Origin of the sequence: Bradyrhizobium sp. AUGA SZCCT0105, assembly GCF_018129565.1 — a bacterium.
In the GTDB taxonomy this organism is placed as follows: Bacteria; Pseudomonadota; Alphaproteobacteria; order Rhizobiales; family Xanthobacteraceae; genus Bradyrhizobium.
On sequence record NZ_JAFCMK010000009.1, the window covers coordinates 121,149 to 145,362 of the forward strand.

Annotated in this window: 21 protein-coding genes; 10 read left to right on the forward strand and 11 right to left on the reverse strand. The window is 64.8% G+C overall.

The genetic code is table 11. The annotated features are described in order from the left end of the window. The first annotated feature begins 27 nt into the window (after positions 1-27). The 5 genes from JQ573_RS33310 (at position 28) to JQ573_RS33330 (ending at position 3,728) form a co-directional block, all read left to right on the forward strand. A complete protein-coding gene (locus JQ573_RS33310) occupies positions 28-864 on the forward strand; it encodes an alpha/beta fold hydrolase (protein ID WP_212318969.1) in 837 nt (278 codons plus the stop codon). Between the two features lie 82 nt (positions 865-946). Next, positions 947-1,693, forward strand: coding sequence for an SDR family NAD(P)-dependent oxidoreductase (locus JQ573_RS33315; RefSeq protein WP_212318971.1), 747 nt, complete (start codon positions 947-949; stop codon positions 1,691-1,693). A 29-nt stretch (positions 1,694-1,722) separates the two neighbouring features. Further along, complete coding sequence (locus JQ573_RS33320) at positions 1,723-2,103, forward strand: DUF427 domain-containing protein (RefSeq protein WP_212318973.1); 381 nt, start codon at positions 1,723-1,725, stop codon at positions 2,101-2,103. A gap of 23 nt (positions 2,104-2,126) precedes the next feature. Beyond that, positions 2,127-2,873, forward strand: coding sequence for a glucose 1-dehydrogenase (locus tag JQ573_RS33325; RefSeq protein WP_212318975.1), 747 nt, complete (start codon positions 2,127-2,129; stop codon positions 2,871-2,873). 348 nt (positions 2,874-3,221) lie between these two features. Further along, positions 3,222-3,728 (forward strand): GNAT family N-acetyltransferase, encoded by a 507-nt coding sequence (locus tag JQ573_RS33330; protein ID WP_212318977.1) that lies wholly within the window; start codon positions 3,222-3,224, stop codon positions 3,726-3,728. A gap of 21 nt (positions 3,729-3,749) precedes the next feature. Here JQ573_RS33330 and JQ573_RS33335 read toward each other — a convergent pair whose 3' ends face one another. The 6 genes from JQ573_RS33335 to JQ573_RS33360 form a co-directional block, all read right to left on the reverse strand. Then, positions 3,750-4,634, reverse strand: coding sequence for a sigma-70 family RNA polymerase sigma factor (locus tag JQ573_RS33335; RefSeq protein ID WP_212318979.1), 885 nt, complete (start codon positions 4,632-4,634; stop codon positions 3,750-3,752). Beyond that, positions 4,631-5,269 carry a flavodoxin family protein gene (locus JQ573_RS33340; RefSeq protein ID WP_212318981.1) on the reverse strand — a complete coding sequence of 213 codons (639 nt, stop codon included), beginning with the start codon at positions 5,267-5,269 and terminating at the stop codon, positions 4,631-4,633. The genes JQ573_RS33335 and JQ573_RS33340 overlap by 4 nt, the downstream gene beginning before the upstream one ends. Positions 5,270-6,021: 752 nt before the next feature. After that, positions 6,022-7,611 carry an ABC-F family ATP-binding cassette domain-containing protein gene (locus tag JQ573_RS33345; protein ID WP_212318983.1) on the reverse strand — a complete coding sequence of 530 codons (1,590 nt, stop codon included), beginning with the start codon at positions 7,609-7,611 and terminating at the stop codon, positions 6,022-6,024. A 136-nt stretch (positions 7,612-7,747) separates the two neighbouring features. Further along, positions 7,748-9,067 (reverse strand): Hsp70 family protein, encoded by a 1,320-nt coding sequence (locus JQ573_RS33350; protein ID WP_092121710.1) that lies wholly within the window; start codon positions 9,065-9,067, stop codon positions 7,748-7,750. Between the two features lie 121 nt (positions 9,068-9,188). Next, positions 9,189-10,565, reverse strand: coding sequence for a carbohydrate porin (locus JQ573_RS33355; protein WP_212318985.1), 1,377 nt, complete (start codon positions 10,563-10,565; stop codon positions 9,189-9,191). Positions 10,566-10,598: 33 nt separating this feature from the next. Beyond that, entirely contained in the window at positions 10,599-12,974 is a 2,376-nt protein-coding gene (locus JQ573_RS33360) for a glucose/quinate/shikimate family membrane-bound PQQ-dependent dehydrogenase (RefSeq protein ID WP_212318987.1), read from the reverse strand. A gap of 348 nt (positions 12,975-13,322) precedes the next feature. Here JQ573_RS33360 and JQ573_RS33365 point away from each other — a divergent pair, with 348 nt between their 5' ends. Next, a complete protein-coding gene (locus JQ573_RS33365) occupies positions 13,323-14,072 on the forward strand; it encodes a class I SAM-dependent methyltransferase (RefSeq protein ID WP_212318989.1) in 750 nt (249 codons plus the stop codon). Positions 14,073-14,078: 6 nt separating this feature from the next. On the opposite strand, the gene JQ573_RS33370 is transcribed toward JQ573_RS33365, so the two are convergent. Then, positions 14,079-14,567 (reverse strand): SRPBCC domain-containing protein, encoded by a 489-nt coding sequence (locus JQ573_RS33370; protein WP_212318991.1) that lies wholly within the window; start codon positions 14,565-14,567, stop codon positions 14,079-14,081. Between the two features lie 7 nt (positions 14,568-14,574). After that, on the reverse strand, positions 14,575-15,531 hold the full coding sequence (locus JQ573_RS33375; RefSeq protein WP_212318993.1) for a LysR family transcriptional regulator: 957 nt from the start codon (positions 15,529-15,531) through the stop codon (positions 14,575-14,577). Between the two features lie 100 nt (positions 15,532-15,631). On the opposite strand from JQ573_RS33375, the gene JQ573_RS33380 reads away from it, so the two are divergent. Further along, entirely contained in the window at positions 15,632-16,813 is a 1,182-nt protein-coding gene (locus JQ573_RS33380) for an MFS transporter (RefSeq protein ID WP_212318995.1), read from the forward strand. A gap of 22 nt (positions 16,814-16,835) precedes the next feature. Further along, a complete protein-coding gene (locus JQ573_RS33385; RefSeq protein WP_212318997.1) occupies positions 16,836-17,870 on the forward strand; it encodes an aldo/keto reductase in 1,035 nt (344 codons plus the stop codon). Positions 17,871-17,900: 30 nt separating this feature from the next. Here the strand turns inward: JQ573_RS33385 and JQ573_RS33390 are convergent, their stop codons facing one another. Next, complete coding sequence (locus tag JQ573_RS33390) at positions 17,901-18,803, reverse strand: helix-turn-helix transcriptional regulator (protein WP_092121732.1); 903 nt, start codon at positions 18,801-18,803, stop codon at positions 17,901-17,903. A gap of 299 nt (positions 18,804-19,102) precedes the next feature. On the opposite strand from JQ573_RS33390, the gene JQ573_RS33395 reads away from it, so the two are divergent. Further along, complete coding sequence (locus JQ573_RS33395; RefSeq protein WP_212318999.1) at positions 19,103-20,743, forward strand: NAD(P)/FAD-dependent oxidoreductase; 1,641 nt, start codon at positions 19,103-19,105, stop codon at positions 20,741-20,743. Between the two features lie 91 nt (positions 20,744-20,834). After that, a complete protein-coding gene (locus JQ573_RS33400; RefSeq protein WP_212319001.1) occupies positions 20,835-22,028 on the forward strand; it encodes a serine hydrolase in 1,194 nt (397 codons plus the stop codon). Here JQ573_RS33400 and JQ573_RS33405 read toward each other — a convergent pair. Then, positions 22,025-23,380, reverse strand: a complete 1,356-nt coding sequence (locus JQ573_RS33405; protein ID WP_212319041.1) for a HAMP domain-containing sensor histidine kinase — start codon at positions 23,378-23,380, stop codon at positions 22,025-22,027. The two genes, JQ573_RS33400 and JQ573_RS33405, sit on opposite strands and share 4 nt — an antisense overlap. Before the next feature lie 5 nt (positions 23,381-23,385). Beyond that, the gene (locus tag JQ573_RS33410) at positions 23,386-24,060 is read right to left on the reverse strand and encodes a response regulator transcription factor (protein WP_212319003.1); all 675 of its coding nucleotides are present in this window, start codon (positions 24,058-24,060) and stop codon (positions 23,386-23,388) included. Positions 24,061-24,214 lie beyond the last annotated feature (154 nt).

The following is a 24,214-nucleotide window of genomic DNA, read 5'->3' on the forward strand; positions in this document are numbered from 1 at the left end:
TCATCTCAGACATAAAGGAGTTCTGCCATGACCACGCACACACACCAAACTGCGCCCACCCAATTCGTCGAAGCCAACGGCACCCGCTTCGCCTATCGGCGCTTCGGCAAGACAGGCGGCGTGCCGATCGTCATGAACATCCATTTCCGCGGCACCATGGACCATTGGGATCCGGCCGTGACCGATGGGCTGGCACAGCAACGCGAAGTCATCCTGTTCGACAATGCGGGCATCGGCGCCAGCTCGGGCCAGACGCCGGCGACCATCCCCGGCATGGCGACAGATGCCATCGCCTTCATCAGGGCGCTCGGGATCGGCAAGGCCGACATCCTCGGCTATTCGCTCGGCGGCAAGGTCGCTCAGGAGATCGCCGTGCAGGCGCCCGACCTGGTGCGCAAGCTGGTCCTGGTGGGCACCGGACCGCGTGGCGCCGACACCGCCGCCAGCAAATCAGCAGAGATCTTCTCTGCTACCTACGATCCGCCCGAACATCTCTGGATCGCCGCGCATTTCCTGCCCAATGCTGCCGGCCGCGCGGCCGGCCTGAAGTACCTCGAACGCAAGTTCCGCCGCAAGGATCGCAGCCCGGAAGTGAGCGAGGCGTCCGCCGCGGCGCAGTATGCGGCGATCGTCAAGTCGAATGAGAAGACCGATGGCGTGTGGGATTACCTGGCCGACATCCATCATCCGGCTCTGGTGGTCGACGGCAGCAACGACCTGATCATCCCCACGGTCAACGGATTCACGCTGCAGCAGCATCTGCCGAACGCGCATCTCATCATCTATCCCGACTCCAGCCACGGGCCTCAGAACCAGTACCCGGAACTCTTCGTGGCCCACGCCGCCCTGTTCCTGGATGCATGACCAAGCGCGAGTCGTCGAGCCGGTCGGTCGCGCTTCCAGCACGTCCAATCGGTGCCCTTGATTCCCTCGAAGGAAGATCATCATGAAACCGTGCTGTGGAAAGACCGCGCTCGTCACCGGCGCCTCGCGCGGCATCGGGCGCGCCGCCGCCCTGGCGCTCTCCAAGGCTGGAGCCCAGGTCCTGGTCCACTACGGACGCGGCGCCGCGGACGCGCGTTCGGTGGTCGACGAAATCAAGACTGCTGGAGGCAAGGCCGAGGCGATCGGCTTCGATCTCTCCGATGCTCAAGGCGCGCATAAGCTCGCCTTCAAGGTGCGCGAAATCGTCGGCGAACGGCTCGACATTCTGGTCGCCAATGCCGGCGTGTCGAAGGCCGCAACGATCGAGGAGACCACGGTCGAGGACTTCGACGCGCTGTTCGCCGTCAATGTCCGCGCTCCATATTTTCTGGTCCAGCAGTTGCTGCCGATCCTGAAAGCTGGGTCCAGCGTCATCTTCACGTCCTCGCTCGCAGCGCACGCGGCGGTCGGGAATCTTTCCGCCTACGCCGCCACCAAGGGCGCCGTCGACACCCTGGTCAAGCACTTCGCCCTGATCCTCGGAGCCAGGGGCGTGCGGGTTAACGCCGTGGCGCCCGGCGTCGTCGAGACCGACATGTCCAGCTTCGCAAGGACCGAGTCCGGCCGCGAGTTCACCCTCTCCATGCAGGCGCTAAAGCGGGTGGCGCAGCCCGACGACATCGCCGGCGCCATCGCCTTCCTGGCCTCCGACGCCGCGCGCTGGGTGTCCGGCGACACGCTGCGGGTGGACGGCGGCTCGAAGCTTTGAGCGACAAGAAGCAATGAAAGGACAACGTCATGACGGAACGCATGATCAAGATACCCGGCCCGGATCACCCGATCACCATCGAGCGGAACGAAAAGCGGGTCATCGTCACCGTCGGTGGACGCGTGATCGCGGATACGCGCAACGCGCTCACCTTGCGCGAGTCCAAGTATCCACCGGTCCAGTACATTCCGCGCCAAGACGTGGACATGGCCGCCCTCGCACGATCGGCCACGCAAACCTTCTGCCCGTACAAGGGGGACGCCGCCTATTTCAGCATCCCGGCCGGCGGCGAGCGCTCGACCGATGCGATCTGGACCTATGAAGCGCCCTATGAGGCCGTGGCCGAGATCAAGAATCACCTCGCTTTCTACCTCGACCGCGTCGACGCGATCGAGGATCAGGCCGCCTGAGCGGCATCTTCAAGGAGTACGTCATGTCTGATCTCACCGGCAAAGTCGCCATCGTCACCGGCGCGTCGAAAGGCATCGGTGCCGCCGTCGCCAAGACCCTGGCCGCACGTGGCGCCGCGGTCGTTGTCAATTATGCGTCGAGCAAAGCCGGCGCCGAGGCGGTGGTCAATTCGATCACCGGCTCGGACGGCAAGGCAATCGCCGTCAAGGGCGATGTCTCCAAGGCTGCGGAAGCCAAGGCTCTGGTGGACGCAGCCATTTCTGCCTACGGTCGCCTCGACATCCTGGTCAACAACTCGGGCGTCTACGAATTCGGCCCCCTTGAATCGATCACCGAGCCGCAGTTCCGAAAGATGTTCGACGTCAACGTGCTGGGTTTGCTGCTGATGACCCAGGCCGCGGCCCCCCATCTCGGCGAAGGCGCCAGCATCATCAACATCGGCTCCGGCGTTACTGCCATCACCCCTCCACAGACGGCGGTCTACACCGCCACCAAGGGGGCGGTAGACGTCGTCACCGGCGTGTTGGCCAACGAACTCGGGCCTCGAAAAATCCGGGTCAACACCGTGAGCCCTAGCCTCACCGAGACCGAAGGCACCCACAGTGCCGGAATGCTCGCGTCCGAGTTCGAAGCCGGCATCATCGCCCAGACGCCGCTCGGGCGCCTTGGCCAGCCCCAGGACATCGCCGACGTCGTGGCCTTCGTGGCCTCGGATGACGCGCGCTGGGTGACCGGCGAAAGGATCTCGGCCGGTGGCGGCTTGCGCTGATGGGACGGGTCCATGTCGGCCTCCGGTCATCGGATGGCCGACATTCTGGGCCGAGACTGGTCTTGAGCCGCCGAGCGAGTCTTTGGGTCTCGCTCGGCGTTGACATGCGGTAACGGATGGGCGAACGGCTCGTGAGCTCGAGCGCTATTTCAAGTCCGGCTCCGGAAAGGCGCTTGCAAAGAAGCGCTTTCTTGGAAAGTCAGGCTAGCGGGCGCCGCGGCGCAGCAGCCAGTCTTTTGATTCACGTATCAAGCAGCAACGAGGCATACGTTCGCATCCGGCTACGCCAGGCCAGGAGAGCGCGGCTGGCCGCAAAGCCGGTCCGCGCCGCCTCCGAGAGACCAGCCAATGACCCCTGACATTCCAACAATCAGAACCGATCGCCTGACACTCCGTCCGCAAGCGTTCGACGACTTCCCCGCCTATCTGGCGTTCCTGGCTTCGTCCCGGTCCACCGGCGTGGGCGGTCCGTTCGATGTGCGCGCTGTGTGGGGGATGTTCTGCCACGACCTCGCGTGCTGGCGTTTGTTCGGCCATGGCGCGCTGATGATCGAACTCGCCGCGACCAAGCAGTGCGTCGGCCAGGTCGGCATCAACCATGGGCCGCTGTTTCCGGAGAAGGAACTCGGCTGGCTGCTCTATGACGGACATGAGGGACACGGCTACGCCACCGAAGCCGCGCTCGCGTTGCGCGACTGGGCTTTTGCAGCGCTGAAGCTGCCCACGTTGGTCAGCTACATGGCACCTGGCAATGCGATGTCTGCTGCGGTGGCAAGACGGTTGGGCGGTGTGCTCGATCCGTCGGCGCCGCGAGAAGATCCGCACGATCTCGTCTACCGCTATCGGGCGCGCTGAGCGGAGACGGATGAAGCATCATCAATTCCGCCATCTCGTCACATCAGGCACGTTTTGCAGCTTGTCGGGATTGCGGGTCACATAGATCGCAACGACCCGTTCGTTCTCGATTTGCAACGCGGTCGTTTGAACAATACCGTTCTCGATCGTGATGAAGCCCGGCAATCCGTTGATGATGGCGTAGCGGATCAATCGTGAGGGATGTACGGCGAACAGGCGGGCGAGCCCCGCGAAGCGCTCCATCGCGGCATCACACCCGACCAGAGGCTCTGTCGGTGCCGGGACCCGGCCACCGCCATCCGCATACACCACGACATCTTCGGCGAGCATGGCGCGGAGCGCGGCAAGATCGCCCGTCCGCGTCGCCGTGAAGAAGGCATTCGCGAGCCGCAAGCCTTCTTCATTCCCAACGGCGAATCGCGGCCTGGCATCGTGGATATGCGCGCGTGCGCGGCTGGCAAGCTTGCGGCAGGTCGCAGCCTCGCGCCCGATCGTCTCGGATACGGCATCGAACCCCAATCCGAACACGTCATGCAGCAGAAAAGCCGCCCGTTCCAATGGCGACAGGCGTTCCAGCGCGATCATCAACGGCAGGGTCAGATCGTCGGCCGCCTCCTCGTCCTCGGGGTCGAAGAACGGTTCGGGGAGCCACGGTCCGACATAGGTCACCCGCCGGCGCCGCGCGGACTTCAATTCGTTGAGGGATAATCGGGTGACGATGGTGTGCAGGAGCGCCTTGGGATCGCGCACCTGATCGCGATCGGCAGCGAGCCAGCGCAGCCAGGCGTCGTGCACGACATCCTCCGCGTCGGCGACCGAGCCCAGCATCCGATAGGCCAGCCGGATCAGGCGCGGCCGCAGCTCGGCGAAGATGCCGGCCGCCGATGTTTCGGCTGCATTTGTCATGACGCGGCCCGAACGGCGACCGCTGCTGCGTCGCGGCCGCGTGCAAACTGCAGTGCTGCCTTCGCCACCCGCCGTCCCAGGTGACGGGCGGTTGCGAGATCGGATTCCGGCGGCGCGGTATCCGGCCCCTCGTCGGTGTTCGATTGCGCGCCGGCCCCCAGCCAGAACCCCAGCCTGTTCGGATCGGCCTCCGATCCCGATGCGGAGTTGTTACCCGGCGGCAGGTCGAGATTGACCCAATGCATCCCGTGCTGGGCGGCGAACAATGCAAGCTGGATCAATGTGGAGAGCTTGTCGCCGGCATGGGCCCCCGAATTGGTGAAGCCGGCCGCAAGCTTGTCCCTCCACCGATAGCCTTTGGACATCACTGCACTTGAAGTTGCTTCCTGAAAGGCTTTGAAGGCTGCGGAGGCGGCGCCCATGTAGGTCGGTGTGCCGAAGATCAACGCTTCCGCCGCCATCAGTCGATCCCAGTTCTGCTCCACGCTCTCGACGGGCACCAGAAGCGCCTCCGCGCCATCGATATCCCCAACGCCGGACCTCACGGCCTCCGCCTGACGCCGGGTGTGGCCGTAAGCGCTATGATAGACGATCGCGATCAGGGTGCGACCGCCTCCGGTTCCGATAGTATGCATGGTGTCCTCTGCTGCTGGCATTGCAGAAGCTAGGACAAGGCAGCACGTCGAAACGTGACATGTTCTCCGGACTTTCGTCCGGAGGATATTGCGGCAATTGACCGCCACTCGGGCTGGAGCGGTGGCCACCGGCTACTGTGCATGGGGTTGTTTTCGATATTTTGCTGGGAGCCGGGTCCGCCGGACGCGATCGACCCTCGCCGGCGCGCCGGCCCGCGTCGGTAACCTTAATTCTTCGTTTCGATTGTCGATAAAGTTTTATCGATTATCCTCGTGACAGTTGAGCGGCGTGACGAACCGCACGATGAGAGGCAACAGCCGAGTGGCTTGACGACCTCTCTGGAATCGAAGGGTGGGCAGAGCGCAGTGCCAGCCACCTTTCGGGCTGTCCGGCGGCGGCCGGCGGGGCAAATCAATTTGTGAAGTGCATTGATTGCCAGGCTGCGGTGCGTGTCGCGCCGCAGGATGCTCCTCAATTGGGATTTCCAAGATGACGTTCGCGCACTTTTTGATCGCGGCCGGTGGCGGCTTTTTGTTGCTGGCAGGCTTCGTCGCATTTGCCCTTTGGAGAAACGCACTCCATTCGATGGCTCGGATTTAGCTACCGGCGAGATTCAGCTCCGACGGCCTCGCTCGTGGGGACGAGCGAAGCTGGCGGAATGGCCGCACCGCCGCGCGGCCTGACAGCCGAGCACCGCGCCTTACGACCTACCCCAAGGCGACGCGTGCTCGGCTGTTCACTTTCTGCACCATCATCTCCACTCAGCGAGATCCAATCTGCGGGTGATCGCGATGGCCTCGAGGAAGGCTTCATCGTGGCTGACCACCAGCAGCGCGCCGTCATAGGCGCGCAGTCCGGCCTCGACCGCTTCCATCGATTCGATGTCGAGGTGATTGGTCGGTTCGTCCAGGATCAGGAGCGGCGGCGGCGTTGGGCCGCCCAGCACGCTGGCGAGGCCGACGCGGAGCAGCTGGCCGCCGCTGAGGCTGGAGACGGTCTGTAGCGCGGCATCGGCGCGAAACATGAAACGCGCCAGCGCGGCACGACAGGCGTTCTCGCTCGCATCCGGATTGATGCGCCGGAAATTATCCAGGATCGAAGCATTCGCATCGAGCAGGCTGACCGCCTGATCGAACATCGCAAAGCGAGTCATCACCTCGACGGTGCCGCGCGCCGCGATCAGATCGCCGCTGACGAGCTTGAGCAGCGTCGTCTTGCCGGCGCCGTTGGGGCCTGTGATCGCGACGCGTTCCGGGCCCGACATGGAGAAGGTGAGATCGCGCAGGATCGGCGCCTCCGCAGTGTAGCCGGCATCGGCACCTTCGATCCGCAGCACCATCCGGCTCGCAGGCAGATTGGTCGACGGCAGTTGCACTGAGAACGGTTGCAGCACCTCGATGCGCTGGCGCGCTGCGGTGGCCAAGTCGAGCGCTTGCGTCCGCCGCCGCTCGGCGAGGCGGGCATTCTCGCCGCCGGTGTCCTCGCTGCGATCCTTGCGCAGCCCGGCGGCGATGCGCGGCAGATCGCCCTTGGCGCGCTTCCTCGCGCCGGCGCCGTCCTTGCGCGCCTGCCGTTCAAACGTCTCCCTTGCCTTGCGGTCGATCTCGGCGACGCGCCTTTCGGCATCGGCCAGATCGTGTCGTGCTGCCGACAGCTCGATGGCCTTGCGCGCACGGTACTGGCTCCAATTGCCGCCGTAGCGTCGGGCCTCCAGCGAGGTCAGTTCGACGATCGCATCCATGGTCTCGAGCAGCTCGCGGTCGTGGCTGACGATGATGGCGCCATGCCGCCAGTCCGCGAGCAGGTCGATCACCGCCTGGCGTCCCGCGCGGTCGAGATTGTTGGTGGGCTCATCCAGCAGCAGAAAGTCAGGCTGCGCGAAGGTCAGTGCGGCGAGGCGCGCCCTGGTGGCCTGTCCGCCCGACAGCGTCGCCAGCGGGGCGTCGAGCACATCGCTCAGTCCGACGCGCTCGAGCGCGGATGCGATGCGGGTGTCGAGCGTCCAGTCGATATCCGCAAGCTCTTCAGCGCTGGCAAGGCCCTGTTCGGCCCGGCGCAACGCAGCCAGCGCACCGCGCGCGCCGAACAGGTCGACGACGCCTTCGTCCGGCTTCAGCTGAACCGTCTGATGCAGCGTCGCGACGCGTCCCTGAACCGAGACCGTGCCGGATTGCGGCGCGTGCGCGCCTGCGATCAGGCCGAGCAGCGTCGTCTTGCCGACGCCGTTACGGCCGACAAGGCCGGTCCGTTCGGGTCCGAAGTTCAGATCGATGTTGGAAAGGAGAACCCGGCCGTCAGGCGCGGACAGGGTCAGATTTGAGAGCGTGATCGATGCAGGCATGGCGATGGATATCCCGGTGGGCAAGGCTGATGGGCGTTGCGGTCCGGATGAAATCCATGGCTGTCGGCATCCTCTCGAATTGATGTTGAACTGATTTAGCCGCGTATTTGGCCGGGATCAAGGCGCGACGCGAACGTCACGCAGCTTCGGCGAAGGTCCAACGGTCCGGATCAGGCGTATGGCCGATCAAGGCGAGACCATAGGCGATCGATTCGAACTGGTCCGCCGAGGTCAGCCGCGCTTCGCCGAAACGCTCGGCAAACAGGCGCTGCACCGCCGGCACGAACGAGGTGCCGCCCGTCAGGAACACCTTCTCCACGTCGCGCGCGGTGATGCCGGATTTCGCCAGCGCCTCGTCCACCGTTGCGCCGAGCCGCTCGATGTCGTCGGCGATCCAGGATTCGAAATCGTCGCGCGTCACGGTCGCTCCGATATCGATGCCTTGCCGGGCAAAGCGGAACTCGACGCGGTCGCGGCTCGACAGCGCGACCTTGGTGTCGGATACGGCGCGGTACAGCGCGAAGCCGAGATCGTGGTCGACGATGGTGATGAAATCGTGCAGCGGCGCCGGATCGATCGCGGTGCGCGCGAGCTGCTGCAATTCGCGCAAATCGCCATTGCCTCGCATCATCGCGAGCTGATGCCAGCGCGCGAGGCTCGAATAATAGTGATTGGGGATCGGCAGCACCTTGTCGAACGAGCGGTAGTTGGTGCCCTTGCCGAGCCGCGGCGAGACGATGTGGTCGACGATGCGGTAGTCGAAGGTGTCGCCGGCGATACCGATGCCGGAATGCCCGAGCGGCTCGGCGCGCAGCACGCCGCCCTTGCGCGAGAAGCGCATCACGGAAAAGTCGCTGGTGCCGCCGCCGAAATCGGCGACCAGCACCGTCGCATCGTGATCGAGGCTGCGCGCGAAGGAGAACGCCGCGCCGACCGGCTCGTAGACATAGCGCGCGTGGCCGGCGCCGAGCCGCTCGAACGCGGCGCGGTAGCGCTGCATCGCGAGCTCGTCATTGGGATTGCCGCCGGCAAACTTCACCGGGCGGCCGACCATGATGGTCGGTGCGCCCAAGTCGAAGCCTTCGCCGGCATGGCGGGTCAGCGTGCGCAGGAACGCGGCGAGCAAATCCTCGAACTTGTAGCGCTGCCGGAAGATCTGGGTGGTGTTGAACGCCGAGCTCGCCGCGAAGGTCTTGAACGACTGGATGAAGCGATGGATCGTCCGTCCCTCGAGGAACTGCTCGATCGCCCACGGGCCGCCCTCGGCACGCGGATGCAGGCCGGCGCCCGGCCGGTCCTCCCAGAAGCACAGCGCGGAGACATAGACGCTATGCGTGCGGCCGCCATGGTCGAAACGGATCGCCTCGACGCGGCCGTCGGCATCGGAGAGCGCGACCACAGTGTTGCTGGTGCCAAAATCGACGCCAATCGAGACGGCGGGCGGGGCGCTCGTCATGTCATGCTCGGATTGTCTGTGAAAGGGGGCGGACCTTTAGCGGCTTTGGCCGGATTTGCCAACCCTTCCGGACGCCGCAAAGTTCACGATCCGGCGAACGACAACGGCGTCATGCGCGGTGTCAGAAGTTCGCCACCGTCTTCAGACCGAACACGAGTGCGTTCGCGTTCCTGCTGGTGCCGCCGGGGTCGATCACGTACTGGATGTTCGGTCGCACCTGCAGGCCGGCGAGCGGCCGATAAGTGTAGTAGAGTTCCATGACGTATTCATTGCCCTGGACGGCCACGGGACCGAGGCCGGCCAGATTCTGCAGCTCTTCCGACCAGGCGATGCGGCTGTTGACATGGGTGGTGCCGACCGCAAATCCGATGTCGTCCTCGGGTCGCAACTGGAAGGGTCCGGTATAGGTCAGGCCGCCCGCGATTTGATAATCGGTGGTGGCGGTCCGGCGGTCGGCCATGGTCGCATTGAAGAACAGGCTCAGCATGCCGGCGGAGCTGGCTTGCGATGGGCGGATCACCTGCTGAACGAAGCTGACATAGGCACCGTAACGTCCGCGGCTTTGCAGCAGCGGCTGTCCGGTGAGCACGGCCGGATTGCCGTTGACGTCGGTGACCACGTCGGGGGCGGTCGAGGTGTCGTACCAGCCGCCGAACTTGTAGCTGCCCTGCAGATTGCCGAATTTCGGCAGCCAGGCGACCTCGGCTGGGATGAGCAGGCCGGTGGATCCCGAGTAGAACACCGGAAGCGCCGACTGCGAGACCTTCAGGTAATTGGGATTGGCGTCATAGACGCCGAACTGAAAATAGCCGAAGCCCTGCAGGTTGAACTTCAGTCTCGTTGCCCATTGGCTGACCGGCCAATTGTAGATGTAGTTGCCGACGAGGTTGCCGGGCTGCGCGCCGCAGAAGGTCAGGTTCTGGAAGTCGCACGCGAACGATGCGAAGTCCTCGCCGAAGGTGATGCGCCCGATCTTCCAGTCGACCAGGCCGTCGATGAACTTCTGGTCGTACCAGAATTGCGTGAGCCGCAGCGTCTGGCCGCGTCCGAACAACTCTTGTACCTGCTGCAGCGTGCCGAGGCGCGCGTCATCGCTGAGATTACTGCCGTTGCGGTCGGTCCATGTGACCTGAACCGTGCCGCCGGGCACGACACCCAGCTTCGCAAGATCGAACGTGGTGCCGAAGGTCCATTGATCGGTGTAGGCGACCTGCTGCCGCTGTCCACCCGTTGCATTGCCGGCGAGCTCGCTGGTGTAGCCGAACTGAAAATCGATGCCGGCATTCAACAGCCGGGTGCGTGCGCCGTTCCAGTCGCCGAGCAGCCAAGGAACTGGAGCAGGGACCGGCGCGGGCGTTGGATTGGTCGTCGCCCCGGCAACCGTCAGATCGGCAGCGTGCGTGACGTGGCCGGCTGCACAGACCGACATCGCCACGAGACCCAGCCAGAGACAGAACGCTGTCGGATGCTTCGTTCGGTCGCCGGATGACGCAGGCATGACGACGCTCCCGGATTCAATGCTTCAACGACTTCAATCCTTCAACGCGTAGGCGATGACATAGTCGCCGCGCTTGGTGCCGAACGAGCCGTGGCCGCCGGCCGCGGTGACGACGTATTGTTTGCCGCCGGCCTCGTAGCTCATCGGCGTCGATTGGGCGCCGGCAGGCAAGCGATCTTCCCAGAGCACCTTGCCGTCGCGCACGTCATAGGCGCGGATCGTGTACTCATAGGTCCCCGTGTAGAACGCGACGCCGCCGGCGGTGGTGATCGGCCCGCCGAGCATCGGCACGCCCATCTTGAACGGAAGCGGCAGCGGCGTGGTGTCCCTGATCGTGCCGTTCGGATGCTGCCAGACGATCTTCATCGTCCTGAGATCGATCGCGGCCATCGAGCCCCATGGCGGCCGGTAGCACGGCACGGAGAGCGGCGACAGGAAGCTCGAGATATCCACCCCGAACGGCGTGCCGTACATCGGCTGCGTCCCGACCTCGCTGCCGACCGGCTTCTCGGCCGTCGGCGCGGGAGGATTTTGCGGGCCGCGCGGAATCAGCCTCGAGGCGAACGGCAGCGACATCGGATTGGCGATGGCGATCTGCCGCACAGGATCGACCGCGATGCCGCCCCATTCGAACATGCCGAGATTGCCCGGGAAGACCAGCGTGCCCTGCAACGACGGCGGCGTGAACGTGCCCTCGTAGCGCAAGCGGTGGAACATGATCCGGCACAGCAGCTGGTCGAAGATCGTGCCGCCCCACATGTCGGCGCCGGTCAGCTTTGCCTCCGGCCGGAACGTCAGTTCGGAAAACGGCTGGGTCGGTGCGGAGCGGTCGCCGGGCGCGGGGCCCTGCGGCACCGCACGTTCCGGCGCCGGCACGATCAATTCGCCGGTCCTGCGGTCGAGCACGAAGATGTTGCCCACCTTGGTCGGCTGGATGATCGCGGGAACGACGCCCTTGGCCGTCGCCACATCGACGAGGCTCGGTTGCGAGGGAACGTCCATGTCCCAGAGATCATGATGCACGGTCTGGTACGACCAGACGCGCTTGCCGGTGTCGACGTCCAGCGCGACGATGGAGCTGGAATAGCGCTCGACCAACGCATCGCGATTGCCGCCCCAGATGTCGGGTCCGTTGTTGCCGGTCGGGATGTAGACCAGATTCAGTTTCGGATCGAACGAGGCCGTGATCCAGGAATTCGGTGAGCCGTTGGTGTAATGACGCGTCGGCGACGGCAGCGCGTTCTCGTCGGCCGCGGCGGAGTCCCAGGCCCAGACCAGTTTGCCGGTGTAGACATCGAAGCCGCGGATCACGCCCGAAGGCACTTCGACCGCGTAATTGTCGATCACCGCGGCAGCGACGACCAGGATCCTGTCGCTGACGACCGGCGGCGAGGTCGGCTCGAAGAACCCGGCGGTCTTGATCCCCATTCCCTGCTGCAGGTCGAGGATGCCGCGATCGGCAAAGCCATCGCAGAGTTTGCCGCTGTCGGCATCGAGCGCGATCATGCGGCCGTCGTTGACGGGCAGGAAGATCCGACGCGGGCATTCGGCCGGCGCGGGACTGCCGCTGCTGTCGACGGCACCTGCCGCGGTCTCGTGATAGGAGACGCCGCGGCAGGTCATGTGCTGGAACGTCTTGTTGTGCACAAGCCTGGGGTCGTATCGCCAGCGCTCGGTGCCGGTCCTGGCGTCGAGCGCAAACAGCACCTGGTGCTGCGAGCAGAGATAGAGCGTGTCGCGCACCTTGATCGGGGTGACCTCGAAGGTGGTCTCGCCGGAATCCTCCGGCGTCGGCACGTCGCCGGTGCGGAAGGTCCAGGCGACCTTGAGCTTGCCGACATTGTCGGGCGTGATCTGCTTCAGCGGCGAATAGCGCTGTCCGAATTGCGTGCGTCCATAGGCGCGCCAATCGCCATCCGGTTGGGGGTCGGCTTCGCTTTGCTGCACGGCAGGACCGGCTTCCGCAATCGTGCCATTGATGTCGTGATAGCTCGACAGCAGCCCGGTCACGAGGACGACTGCTGCTGCCACGACGCCGACCCAGAGCGGCGCCGTGGCGCGTGCGTATGACACCGGCTCGCTTCGCTGCAGTCCGCGAACGATCACCGGGGTCAGCAGCCAGAGCGCCATCGGGAAGATGATGTCGCCACGCGCCGCAAGCGGCCACCAGTCGAATTTCACCTCATAGACGGCCCATGCCAGCGTGCCGACCAGCACGATCGCAAACAGCCAGAGTGCCTGATGGCGCTGCGCCAGCAAGAGCGCAGCCGTAGCAAGAATGCCGACGCCGATGACAATGTAGGAGATGGATCCACCGAGCGCGGCGAGCCAGATACCGCCGCCCGCAAGGATCAAACCGATCAAGGCGTAGACGATACCCGTGACAAAGACGGCCCTGGATCGCTGCATGGCTGCACCAGTGCGGAAGAGGCACCGGGCTTGTCCTGCGCAAGCGCAACAGACCGCGTCCGCTTTCAAGAACTGTGGTTCAATCAACCGTAACTTGCAACCGGGAACTGCGACGTTGGTGCAACACAAGCGCGCAAAGTTGCGATATCAATTCTTGCCGAAGCAAGATCATTCAAACTGCGCGCACTTTGTTCGACAAGGAGCAACGCCAGGCGCCTGGCACTGCCGCAGAGGTGATGGGTTCTCAGCGAATTTTGAATCGACGCGCTCTTCCGGTTCTGCGCCAGCGCTGCTTTATACCGTTCCGCAGATCTCATCGCAGATGCCCGGCTCGCAGGAGAAGCAACAATGACATTGAACCCCACGGCCAGGAATTATCGTGTCGCGGTCGCAGCCTACGAGGCGGGCCGGCCCAGCTATCCGGCGGAGATCGTCGCGGCGCTGCCGCTAAGGGACGCGCGCTGTGTCGTCGATCTCGGAGCAGGAACCGGCAAGTTCACTCGCCTGCTGCTCCCGCATTTGTCCGAGACGGCGCGTCTGGTCGCGATCGAGCCCGTCGCCGAGATGTCGGCGAAACTCGCGAACGAAGCCGGGATCGAGGTCATCAACACCCGCGCCGATGCGATCGGCCTCGAAACCGGCAGCGTCGATCTCGTGACCTGCGCGCAGGCCTTCCACTGGTTCGACAACGAGCCGTCCGTCGCCGAGATCGCACGACTGTTGCGTCCCGGCGGTACGCTGGCGCTGGTCTGGAACAACAGGGATGGCCGCGCACCATGGGTCGACACGTTGTCGGTCATGATTGAGCAATACGCGGGAGACACACCGCGGCAACGCTCCGGGCACTGGCGCTGGATCTTGCAGGATCCCCGCTTCGCGCTCGAGAAGGAAATCGTGCAGGACCATCCGCATCGGATGCCGCGTCATGGCGTCTATGAACGCGTCGTGTCGACGAGCTATGTCGCCAATCTTCCCGACGCCGAAAAGGCGGTCCTTCGCGACAAGACCGACGCCATCCTGCGTGAGGCCGGCCTCGGTGATTCCGACGAGGTGGTGTTTCCTTATGTTACGCAGCTCCTTTTGCTGAAACGGACCTAGCCTTCGCTATTGTGCGGCGCGTCCTTGCTCGACGGCCTGCTTCAGGCGCGGCAGCGCCATGCGCCAGTAGAACGCGACATGCTTCGCGCCGGAGTCGGCGCCGATTTCCCAACCGTCCCCGCGCCGAATCGGCGACGGCGGCACCTGCTGGGTGACGGTCAGCGTTGTCTCGCTGCCGTCAGCTGCGAGCGTCATCGTGATCGTTGCATAGGATTGCGGAACATCCGGCAGGCCGGAGACCTGCGACCAATAGGAATATTCGAGCCGTGACGGCGCCTCGACACGGAGGACGCGGCCCTTGTCGCGATAGCGCTTCGCGCCGATCTCCGCCTCGATCTCGATCGATGCGCCGATCTGCCAATCGGTGTTGAAATGCGCGTTGCGCCATATCTCGCCCGCTTTGGGATCGATGATCGCGTCCCACACCTGCATTGGCTGCGCCGCGATCCGGATCGATTCGGTGACAGTCTGCAAAACCGAGGTTTCGTTCGTCATCAAATGCTCACTTGTCACTTACGACTTTCCATTTCCCGTCCCCACCACGCCGCAGCGCCGGATCGCCGATGCGGATGTGTTGCGCGAGAAAGTCGATGAAGGCGCGGACCCGCGCCGGCAGCGGGCCGGCATGGCCGACATAGACCGCGTGGATGTCCTCGCGATCGCCGGGATTGAGATTTTGCAGCACCGGCACCAGGCGTCCGGCCTCGATGTCGGGACCGATATGGAATAGCGCCAGCCGTCCGAGCCCGATGCCGCCGAGCGTGAGCTGGCGCGCGGCTTCGCCGTCGCTGACGCGGGCGACCGGCGGCGGCAGCGCCTCTTCGATTTTTTCAGCGCGGCGGAACGGCCAGCCGCGGATGCTGCGCGGAAAGGTCCAGCCGATGCCGCGATGGGTGGCGAGGTCGGCCGGGGTCTTCGGCGTGCCGTAGCGCGCGAGATAGGAGGGCGCGGCGACCACCACCATGCGGCTGGTGCCGAGCTTGCGTGCGATCAGCCGCGAGGCGCCGAGCGGGCCGACCCGGATCGCGACGTCGGCGCGCGCCTGCATCAGATCGACCAGCGTGTCGGTCAGCACGATGTCGAGCGTGATGTCGGGATGCTCGCGCATGAAGCGCGGCAGCAGCGGCATCACATGCAGCATGCCGAACGGGATGTTGCTGTTCACGGTGAGATGGCCGCGCGGCACGCATGAGGCGGCCTCGCGTTCGGCCTCATCGATGTCGGCGAGGATGCGCTGGGCGCGCTGATAGAAGGCCTGTCCTTCCTCGGTGAGTTGCAGCTTGCGGGTGGTGCGGTTGACCAGCCGCGTGCCGAGCCGCGTCTCGAGCCGGGAGACCAGCTTGCTGACGCCCGACGGCGTCAGGCGCAGGCTGTTTGCCGCAGCCGTGAAGCCGCCGAGGTCGACGACGCGGACGAACACGTCCATCTCGCCGGAGCGGTTGGTGTCAGTTCGGGACATCTTGAATTCACGTCACAAATGATTGGATTGCGGTCATTCTAATCCTTATTGGTCCGGACCGCTATGTCGCATTGCGGAATCCTTCCATCCGGAGCGACACATGCCTCTCGCAGTCCTTGCCTTGACCGCCGGTGCCTTTGGCATCGGCACCACCGAATTCCTCATCATGGGGCTGTTGCTGCAGGTCGCCGCCGACATGCACGTATCGGTCTCCGCGGCGGGCCTGTTGATTTCCGGCTACGCGCTCGGCGTGTTCGTCGGTGCGCCGATCCTGACGCTGGCCACACGGCGGATGCCGCGAAAGGCGGTGCTGCTGGCGCTGATGGCGATCTTCACGCTCGGCAACGCGGCCTGCGCGCTGGCGCCGAACTACGAGTTGCTGATGGCGGCGCGCATTCTGACGTCGCTCGCGCACGGCACCTTCTTCGGCGTCGGCTCGGTGGTCGCGACAAGCCTCGTGCCGGAGGACAAGCGCGCGTCGGCGATCGCGACGATGTTCATCGGCCTGACCGTCGCGACCTTGCTCGGCGTTCCCTTCGGCGCCTGGTTCGGCCTGATGCTCGGCTGGCGCGCGGCGTTCTGGGCGGTGGCGGTGATCGGCGTGATCGCCTTCATCGTGCTGGCCGTGCTGGTCCCCGGGCATGTCGGAGCCAACGACAAGCCCGCGCAATTGCGCGAGGAGCTTGCCGTGCTCGGCCGCCCGCAGGTCCTGCTCGGGCTTGCCATGACGGTGTTCGGCTTCGGCGGGCTGTTCGCGGTCTTCACCTATGTGCAGCCGATCCTGACGCGCCTCACCGGATTTTCCGACGCCGCGGTGTCGCCGATCCTGCTGGTGTTCGGCGCCGGGCTTGCGATCGGCAATGTCGCTGGCGGACGGCTCGCCGACAAGGGAGTAGGGCGCGCGCTGCTGGTGTCGCTCGGCGGTCTCGCTGTCGTGCTCGTCGCGCTGGCGGCGGTGATCTCGATCAAGGCGTTGGCGGTCGTACTGTTGTTCGTGCTCGGCATCGCCGCGTTCGCAACCGTCGCGCCGCTGCAGCTTCGCGTGCTCGAAGCTGCCGGTGTGGAAGGGCGGACGCTGGCTTCCAGCCTGAACATCGCGGCCTTCAATCTCGGCAACGCGCTCGGCGCCTGGGCCGGCGGCGTCACCATCGATCGGGGCCTCGGTCTCGGCGCGCTGCCGCTGGTGGCTGCCGTCATCACCGCGGTCGGGCTGCTGCTCGCGCTGTGGAGCCTGCGCCTCGACCGGCCGGCCGTCCTCGCCACGCAGTGCCCAGCGGAATGAACCGGATCAAAGGAGTCTGACCATGGAATATCGCAATCTCGGTGCGTCCGGCTTGAAGGTCCCAGCGCTTAGCTTCGGCACCGGCACCTTCGGCGGCCAGGGACCTTTGTTCTCGGCCTGGGGGCGCAGCGACGCTAGCGAGGCGCGACGGCTGATCGACATCTGTCTCGATGCCGGCGTCAATTTGTTCGACACCGCCGATGTCTATTCGAACGGTGCGTCGGAGGAGATCCTCGGCGCCGCGATCAAGGGCCGCCGCGACAGAGTCTTGATCTCGACCAAGACCGGCCTGCCGATGGGTGACGGCCCGCTCGATGCCGGCACGTCGCGATATCGCCTCGTCGCTTCGGTCGACGCGGCGCTGAAGCGGCTCAATACCGACTATATCGACCTTCTGCAGCTTCATGCCTTCGACGCCTTCACGCCGATTGACGAGGTGCTGTCGACGCTCGATGCGCTCGTGCGCGCCGGCAAGCTGCGCTACGTCGGTGCCTCGAATTTCTCCGGCTGGCACCTGATGAAATCGCTCGCCATTGCCGATCGGCACGGCTGGCCGCGCTATGTGGCGCACCAGGTCTATTATTCGCTGGTCGGCCGCGACTATGAATCCGAGCTGATGCCGCTCGCGCTCGACCAGGGCGTCGGCGCGCTGGTCTGGAGTCCGCTCGGATGGGGCCGCCTCACCGGCAGGATCAGGCGCGGGCAACCCTTGCCGGCGAGCAGCCGACTGCATGAGACCGCGCAGTTCGGGCCGCCGGTCGACGACGAGAAGCTTTATGCGATCGTCGACGCGCTGGACGTCGTCGCCACCGAGACCGGCCGCAGCGTGCCGCAGGTTGCGATTGCCTGGCTGCTCACGCGGCCGAGCGTCTCGTCCGTGATAACAGGCGCGCGCGACGAGACGCAGCTTCGCGACAATCTCGGCGCAGTCGGGTGGTCGCTCTCGGCGGACCAGATCGCGCGTCTCGACAGAGCGAGCGCGGTGATGCCGCCTTATCCGTACTACCCTTACCGTATTCAAGAAGGCTTCGCGCTGCTGAACCTGCCGCCGGTGTGAGCCGGCCGTGGGCCTACCGGCGTCACAGTCTCACGCTTGTGTGGAATGTTCGCAGACTTGCCGGCGGTATTCCGCCGGCGTGATGTTCATGTGCTGCCGGAACACGCGATTGAGGTGGCTTTGATCGGCAAAGCCGCTCAGCAGCGCGATCTCCTTCAGCGCAACGCGGTCCTTGCGCAGATGCTGGCACGCGTGCTCCACCTTGCGCCGCAGGACATAGGCGTGCGGCCGCGTGCCGTAATGCACGCGGAACTTGCGGGCGAACTGGATCGGCGTGCAATTGCAGATGTTCGCGAGCTCTTCCAGCGTGATGTTCCGGAAGATGTTCTGCTCGATATAGTCCTCGATCAGCCGGGCGTGCGCCGGGCGAAAGCGTCCTTGCGCGCACGGCATTTTGAATTCGATCGCCGCATACTTCCGCAGGATGTGCACACTCGCCTGCAGCGCCAGCGCGTCATAGCAGAGGCGTCCGCCCGGACCGCCTGCGGCAACCTCCTGGACCATCTGGTCGTTGATCCAGGTCAGCATCGGGTCTTCGGCCTTGAGCAGGTCGTGAAGCTCGATCGCCTCGGCGTCGCGGTCGAAGGCATCGCTCGCGGTCTTCATCATGAGCGCTGGAGCGATATAGAAATGGGTAACTTCGATGTCGTTCTTCCAGTGCCAGCTTGATGGCTCGGCACGGGTCAGCAATGACGTGACGCCACGACCGACGTGATCTTGCTTCCACGCGCCGGTGACGCGGCGGTTCATCGACGTCACGCCGTCGCGATACAGCACGAGCAGGAAGTTTTCCGACGGGGGAACCCAGATATCCGATGGCTCATAGCGGAAAATCCGCAGCCGGAAGTCGCTCCTCCCGACTGAGGCGCTGTCCAGCTTCAGTTCACCGGGCGCATAGCGCGGCAGCTCCTCGACCGTGATCAATTGGCCCATCGCGCGAGCCTCCTCCGTGGAATCTGTGGCGCGGTTGACCGCTTCTTCTTGGCCGAACGTCTGAGCGCAGGATAGGCCGCTTTCGCCGTTTGCCAAGGCGACCAACGGCCGATGGCTCGATTGCACGGCCGCGTTCCAGAGATTGTCGGTTTCATCCAAGCCGCTCGGTCGCGCGGCACGTAGCCTGCTCTGCGTCTCGGCGACAGCACCAGCGGCCGAGATCCAATTGACGCAACGCACCATCACCCGGCGACACGGCGGGTATGAGCGCGTGCGAAGCAAGACAACAGGAGGAAACGATGACCGAGACCGTTACAAGGTCGAATGGAAGCAATGGTGCGCGTGCAACGACCAAGCTCGACGCCGTGGTCGTCGGGGCCGGCGTCGCCGGTCTTTACCAACTGTTCCGTCTGCGCGAGCAGGGGCTGAGCGTGAAGGCGATCGATGCCGGTTCAAGCGTCGGCGGCACCTGGTACTGGAACCGCTACCCCGGCGCACGCTTCGATTCCGAAGGCCACACCTATCAGTACCTGTTCTCCGAAGAACTCTACAAGGGTTGGAGCTGGAGCGAGCGGTTCCCGGGCCAGCCGGAGATCGAGCGCTGGCTGAACTACGTCGCCGACCGCCTCGACCTCAGGAAGGACATCCAGTTCGGCACCACGGTCAAGAGCGCGCATTTCAATGAGGCAACGCAACGCTGGCTCGTGACGACCGACCAGGGCGACGTGATCGATACCCAATTCCTGGTCACCTGCTGTGGCATGCTCTCGGCGCCGCACGTATCCTTTCCGGGACAGGAGACATTCAAGGGCGAGCTGTTCCACACCGCGCGCTGGCCCAAGGGGCCGATCGAACTTGCGGGAAAGCGCGTCGGCGTGGTCGGCAACGGCGCGACCGGAATCCAGGTGATACAGTCGATTGCCGGCGAGGTCGGCCACCTCAAGGTCTTCATCCGCACCCCGCAATACATCATTCCGATGAAGAACCCGAAATGGGACGCGGCGGATGCCGAGGCCTACAAGTCGAAATTCAAGTTCCTCACCGAACGGCTGCCGAAGACGTTCACCGGATTCGAGTTCGACTTCGAGCACGTCTGGGCTGACCTGACGCCGCAGCAGCGCCGCCAGGTGATCGGGGACTGCTGGAATGACGGATCGCTCAAACTGTGGGTTTCGTCCTTCGCCGAACTGTTCTTCGACGAAGCCATCAACGCCGAGATCACCGAGTTCGTGCGCGAAAAGATGCGCGAGCGGATCAAGGACCCCAAGCTGTGCGAGCAGCTGATTCCGTCCGATTACGGTTTCGGCACGCACCGGGTGCCGCTGGAGAGCAATTTCCTCGAGGCCTTCCACCGGCCCAATGTCGAGATCGTCAGCGTCAAGGACAATCCGATCGCCCGCATCACGCCGGAGGGTATCCAGACCGCCGACGGCACGGTGCACGCGTTCGACGTCATCATCCTGGCCACCGGCTTCGACGCCGGAACGGGGGCGTTGACGCGCATCGACATCCGCGGTCGCGAGGGGCGATCGCTGAAGGACGATTGGGGCAGGGACATCCGCACCACGATGGGCTTGCAGGTCCACGGCTATCCGAACCTGTTCACGACAGCGGTGCCGCTCGCGCCCTCGGCCGCGCTTTGCAACATGACCACCTGCCTGCAGCAGCAGGTCGAGTGGATCGCCGATTGCATCAACTATCTGCGCGGCAAGAACCTCAATGTCATCGAGCCGACCAGGGACGCCGAGGATCAGTGGGTGGCGCATCACGACGAGACCGCCAACGCAACGCTGATCGCCAAGACCAACTCCTGGTACCTCGGCTCGAATGTCGAGGGCAAGCCGCGCCGGGTGCTGTCCTATTGCGGCGGCGTCGGTACCTATCGCCAGAAATGCGACGAGGTCGCCGCGAGCGGCTATCAGGGCTTTGCCATGCAGTAGCACCTGATCGTGACGTGGCGCCGCGGTCTTCGCTGACCGCGCGGCCGCTCAGGATTGATCACATCACAAAGCAGTATATGGGAGGACGACAATGAGCATGAATTTTGGTGCGGCGGCAGATGCGATTCTCGACGGCGTCGTGACATCCAACCCGCGCGTTCCCGGCGTCGTTGCCATGGTGACCGACCGCCATCGCAACATCTACGAAGGCGCCGCGGGCAAGCGCCGCCTCGATCAGGCAGCGGACATGGCCACCGACAGCGTGTTCGCCATCTTCTCGACCACCAAGGCGATCACCGGGACGGCCGTCCTGCAACTCGTCGAGGAGGGCAAGCTCGATCTCGATGCGCCGGCCAGGACCTACGCACCCGACCTCGGCAAGCTCATGGTCATCGAGGGTTTTGACGACAGCGGCGAGCCGCGGCTGCGTGCACCGAAGCGCGACATCACCACACGCATGCTGATGGTCCACAGCGCAGGCCTGGGCTACGACTTCATCAATCACACCTACAATCGCCTCGCGCAGGAGAAGGGGCAGCCCAGCGTGATCACGGCGTCCAAGGCGTCGTTGATGACGCCGCTGCTGTTCGATCCCGGCGAGCGATGGGAATACGGCACCAACCTGGATTGGTGCGGCCAGATCGTCGAGTCGATCGCCGGCCGCCGGCTCGGCGAGGTCTTCAAGACACGGATCTTCGAGCCGCTCGGAATCCAGGACACGGCATTCGAGCTCACCGACGCGATGCGCCGCCGCCTCGCCGGCATTCACGCCCGCAACGCCGACGGCTCGCTCACGCCGATGGATTTTGAGTTGCCGCCTAACCCGGAGATCCATATGGGCGGCCACGGACTCTACGGCACCATCGGCGACTATATGCGCTTCATCCGGATGTGGCTGAACGACGGCGCCGGCGAGCATGGCCGGGTCCTGAAAGCCGAAACCGTGCGGATGGCGGAGAAGAACCATCTCGGCAACAACAAGGTCACCGCCATTACCGGCGTGATCACCTCGCTCGCCAACGACGCCGAGTTCTTCCCCGGCCAGTCGAAATCATGGGCGCTCAGCTTCATGATCAATGATGAGCAGGCTCCGACCGGCCGTCCCGCCGGCGCGCTCGGCTGGGCCGGCCTCGCCAACTTGTTCTACTGGATCGATCGCCAGAACGGCTTCGGCGGATTCTGGGCGACGCAGATCCTGCCGTTTGGTGATCCGACATCCTTCGTCGGCTACATCAATTTCGAGACCTCATTCTACGAGGCCCTGAAACTGCGCAAGGCGGGCTAAACCTTCGGGAACACCATGCGCATGCAGGCGCCGCCGGACGGGGCTTGATCGACCTCGATCCGGCCGCCGTGCAGACGCATGATGCTCTGCACCAGATCGAGGCCGAGGCCGGCGCCGCGCCCGCCCGGATGCAGCCGGCGGAACGGTTCGAAGATCTGCTCGCGTTCGTCGGGCGGAATGCCGTCGCCGTCGTCGCTGACCTCGATCTGGCCGGCTGTCGTCACCCGAACCAGGATCGTGCCGCGCCGCTGGCCGTGATCGACGGCGTTCTGCACGAGATTGGTGAGGGCCCGTTCGAGCGAGGTCTGGTCGCCGGTCACCATGACCGTCTCGCCATCGTGCTCGAACGACATTTCATATCCCGCGGCGAAAGCCAGCGGCGCGAGGTCGAGCACGACCTGCCGCGCGATGCCGACGAGATTGACGGGGCCGAACGTGTCGGCGCGCTGATCGAGCCGCTGCAGGTCCAGCAGCTGGCCCGCCATGACGCTGAGGCGGGTCGCGTCCTCGAGCAGATGGGTCTTCTCCGGTCCGGCCTCCAGCGAAGCGACTCGAGTCGAGAGTATAGCGATCGGCGTGCGCAGCTCGTGTGCGGCATCGGCGAGAAAGCGGCGATGGCGTTCGTAACCCTTGTCCAGGCGGTCGAGCGCGGCATTAATGGCCTTGACCAGCGGGGTGATCTCGACCGGCACCTCGTCGAGCGGCAATTGCGCGCCGCGCTGGTCGATGTCGATGCGTTCGGCCTGCGCCGCGACCAGTGCGAGGCCCTTCATGGCCCGGCGCACCACGAATGGGGTCGCGACCAGCGTCGCCAGCGTCATCAGCACGACGATCGGCAGGATCATGTTGAGGAACAGCTGCGGTGTGATCTGCAGCGCTCGCCACATCGAGAGCTCGCCGTACGTTCCGGTCAGGATCTGGACTGATCCAGCCGACGTGTCGACCGATTTGACGAGTCCAGCGGGACGCGCGGCCACGGCGTCGTTCCACTTGAGCACCGCCTCGCTGACATGCTCGAGGGCCGATGCGATCGGTGCGAATTGCGAGGGCACGGTGCCTTCGGAGATCTGGTGACCGTCAGCGTCGCGGATGATGTACCAGAGATCGGCGTGCTCGGCGCGCAGGGCGGCCAATTCCGGTGTCTGGCGCAGCGTCAGTCCGCCCGCTTCATCGCGTGTGATGGCGTCCCTCAGCGTATCGAGGGTGCTGCCTTGGTACTCGCCGATCAGCAGCCCTGCCCACAGCAGCCCGATCGCGGCGGCCCCGATCAGCAGAATCAGGAGGGTCAACGCAACGGCCTGCAGACCCGCGAGGCGTCCGACCAGGCGCCAGGTGAGGGATCGCGGGCGCAGCACGCTCACGGTGTCTCTCGCAGCATATAGCCGAGGCCACGAACGCCGTTGATGGTGACGCCGGCGTCGGCCTCGGTGAGCCTGCGGCGCAAGCGCGACACATGACTGTCCAGCGCATTGGGCTGCACGTCGTCGTCGAGGCCGTAGACCGCCTCCATCAGCGCAGAGCGCTGCACCATGCGTCCCATCCGATGCATCAGTGTTTCGAGCACCAGCCGTTCGCGACGCGGCATCTCCAGCGGGCGTCCGTCGACGCTGGCCTCGCGATGGGTAAAGTCGAACGCCAGGCGGCCGATCCGCGCGACATGCTGCTGCACGTTGGCGGGCCGGCGCAGCAGCGCGCGCAACCGCGCCAGCAGCTCCTCGAACGCAAACGGCTTGCCGAGATAGTCGTCCGCGCCGCTGTCGAGACCCGAGATCCGGTCTGCCAGCTCACCGCGCGCGGTCAGCACCAACACCGGGACGGTGTTGCCGCTCGCGCGCAATTTCGGAATCAGCGACAGCCCGTCGCCGTCAGGCAACTGGCGATCCAGCACGATCGCATCGTAACTTCCCGCAGCGGCAATCGCCTCGGCTTCCAAGAGATCCGGCGCGTGATCGACCAGCATGTCGTGGCGCGCGAGTGCCGCACGCAGCGCCGCGACCATGTCCGGCTGGTCCTCCACCAACAGCACCCGCATTTCGTTGTCTCTACCTCCGCATCGATCTGCCGACTTTATGTCTCATTCATTGCGGCAACCTTGCGGTTTGCTCCGCGTGATTGCGTCGCACGCCAAAATTTCGCACGCGCGTGGATTCGCGACAGGCTCGCGCAAGCTTCGCATGAGACAGAAG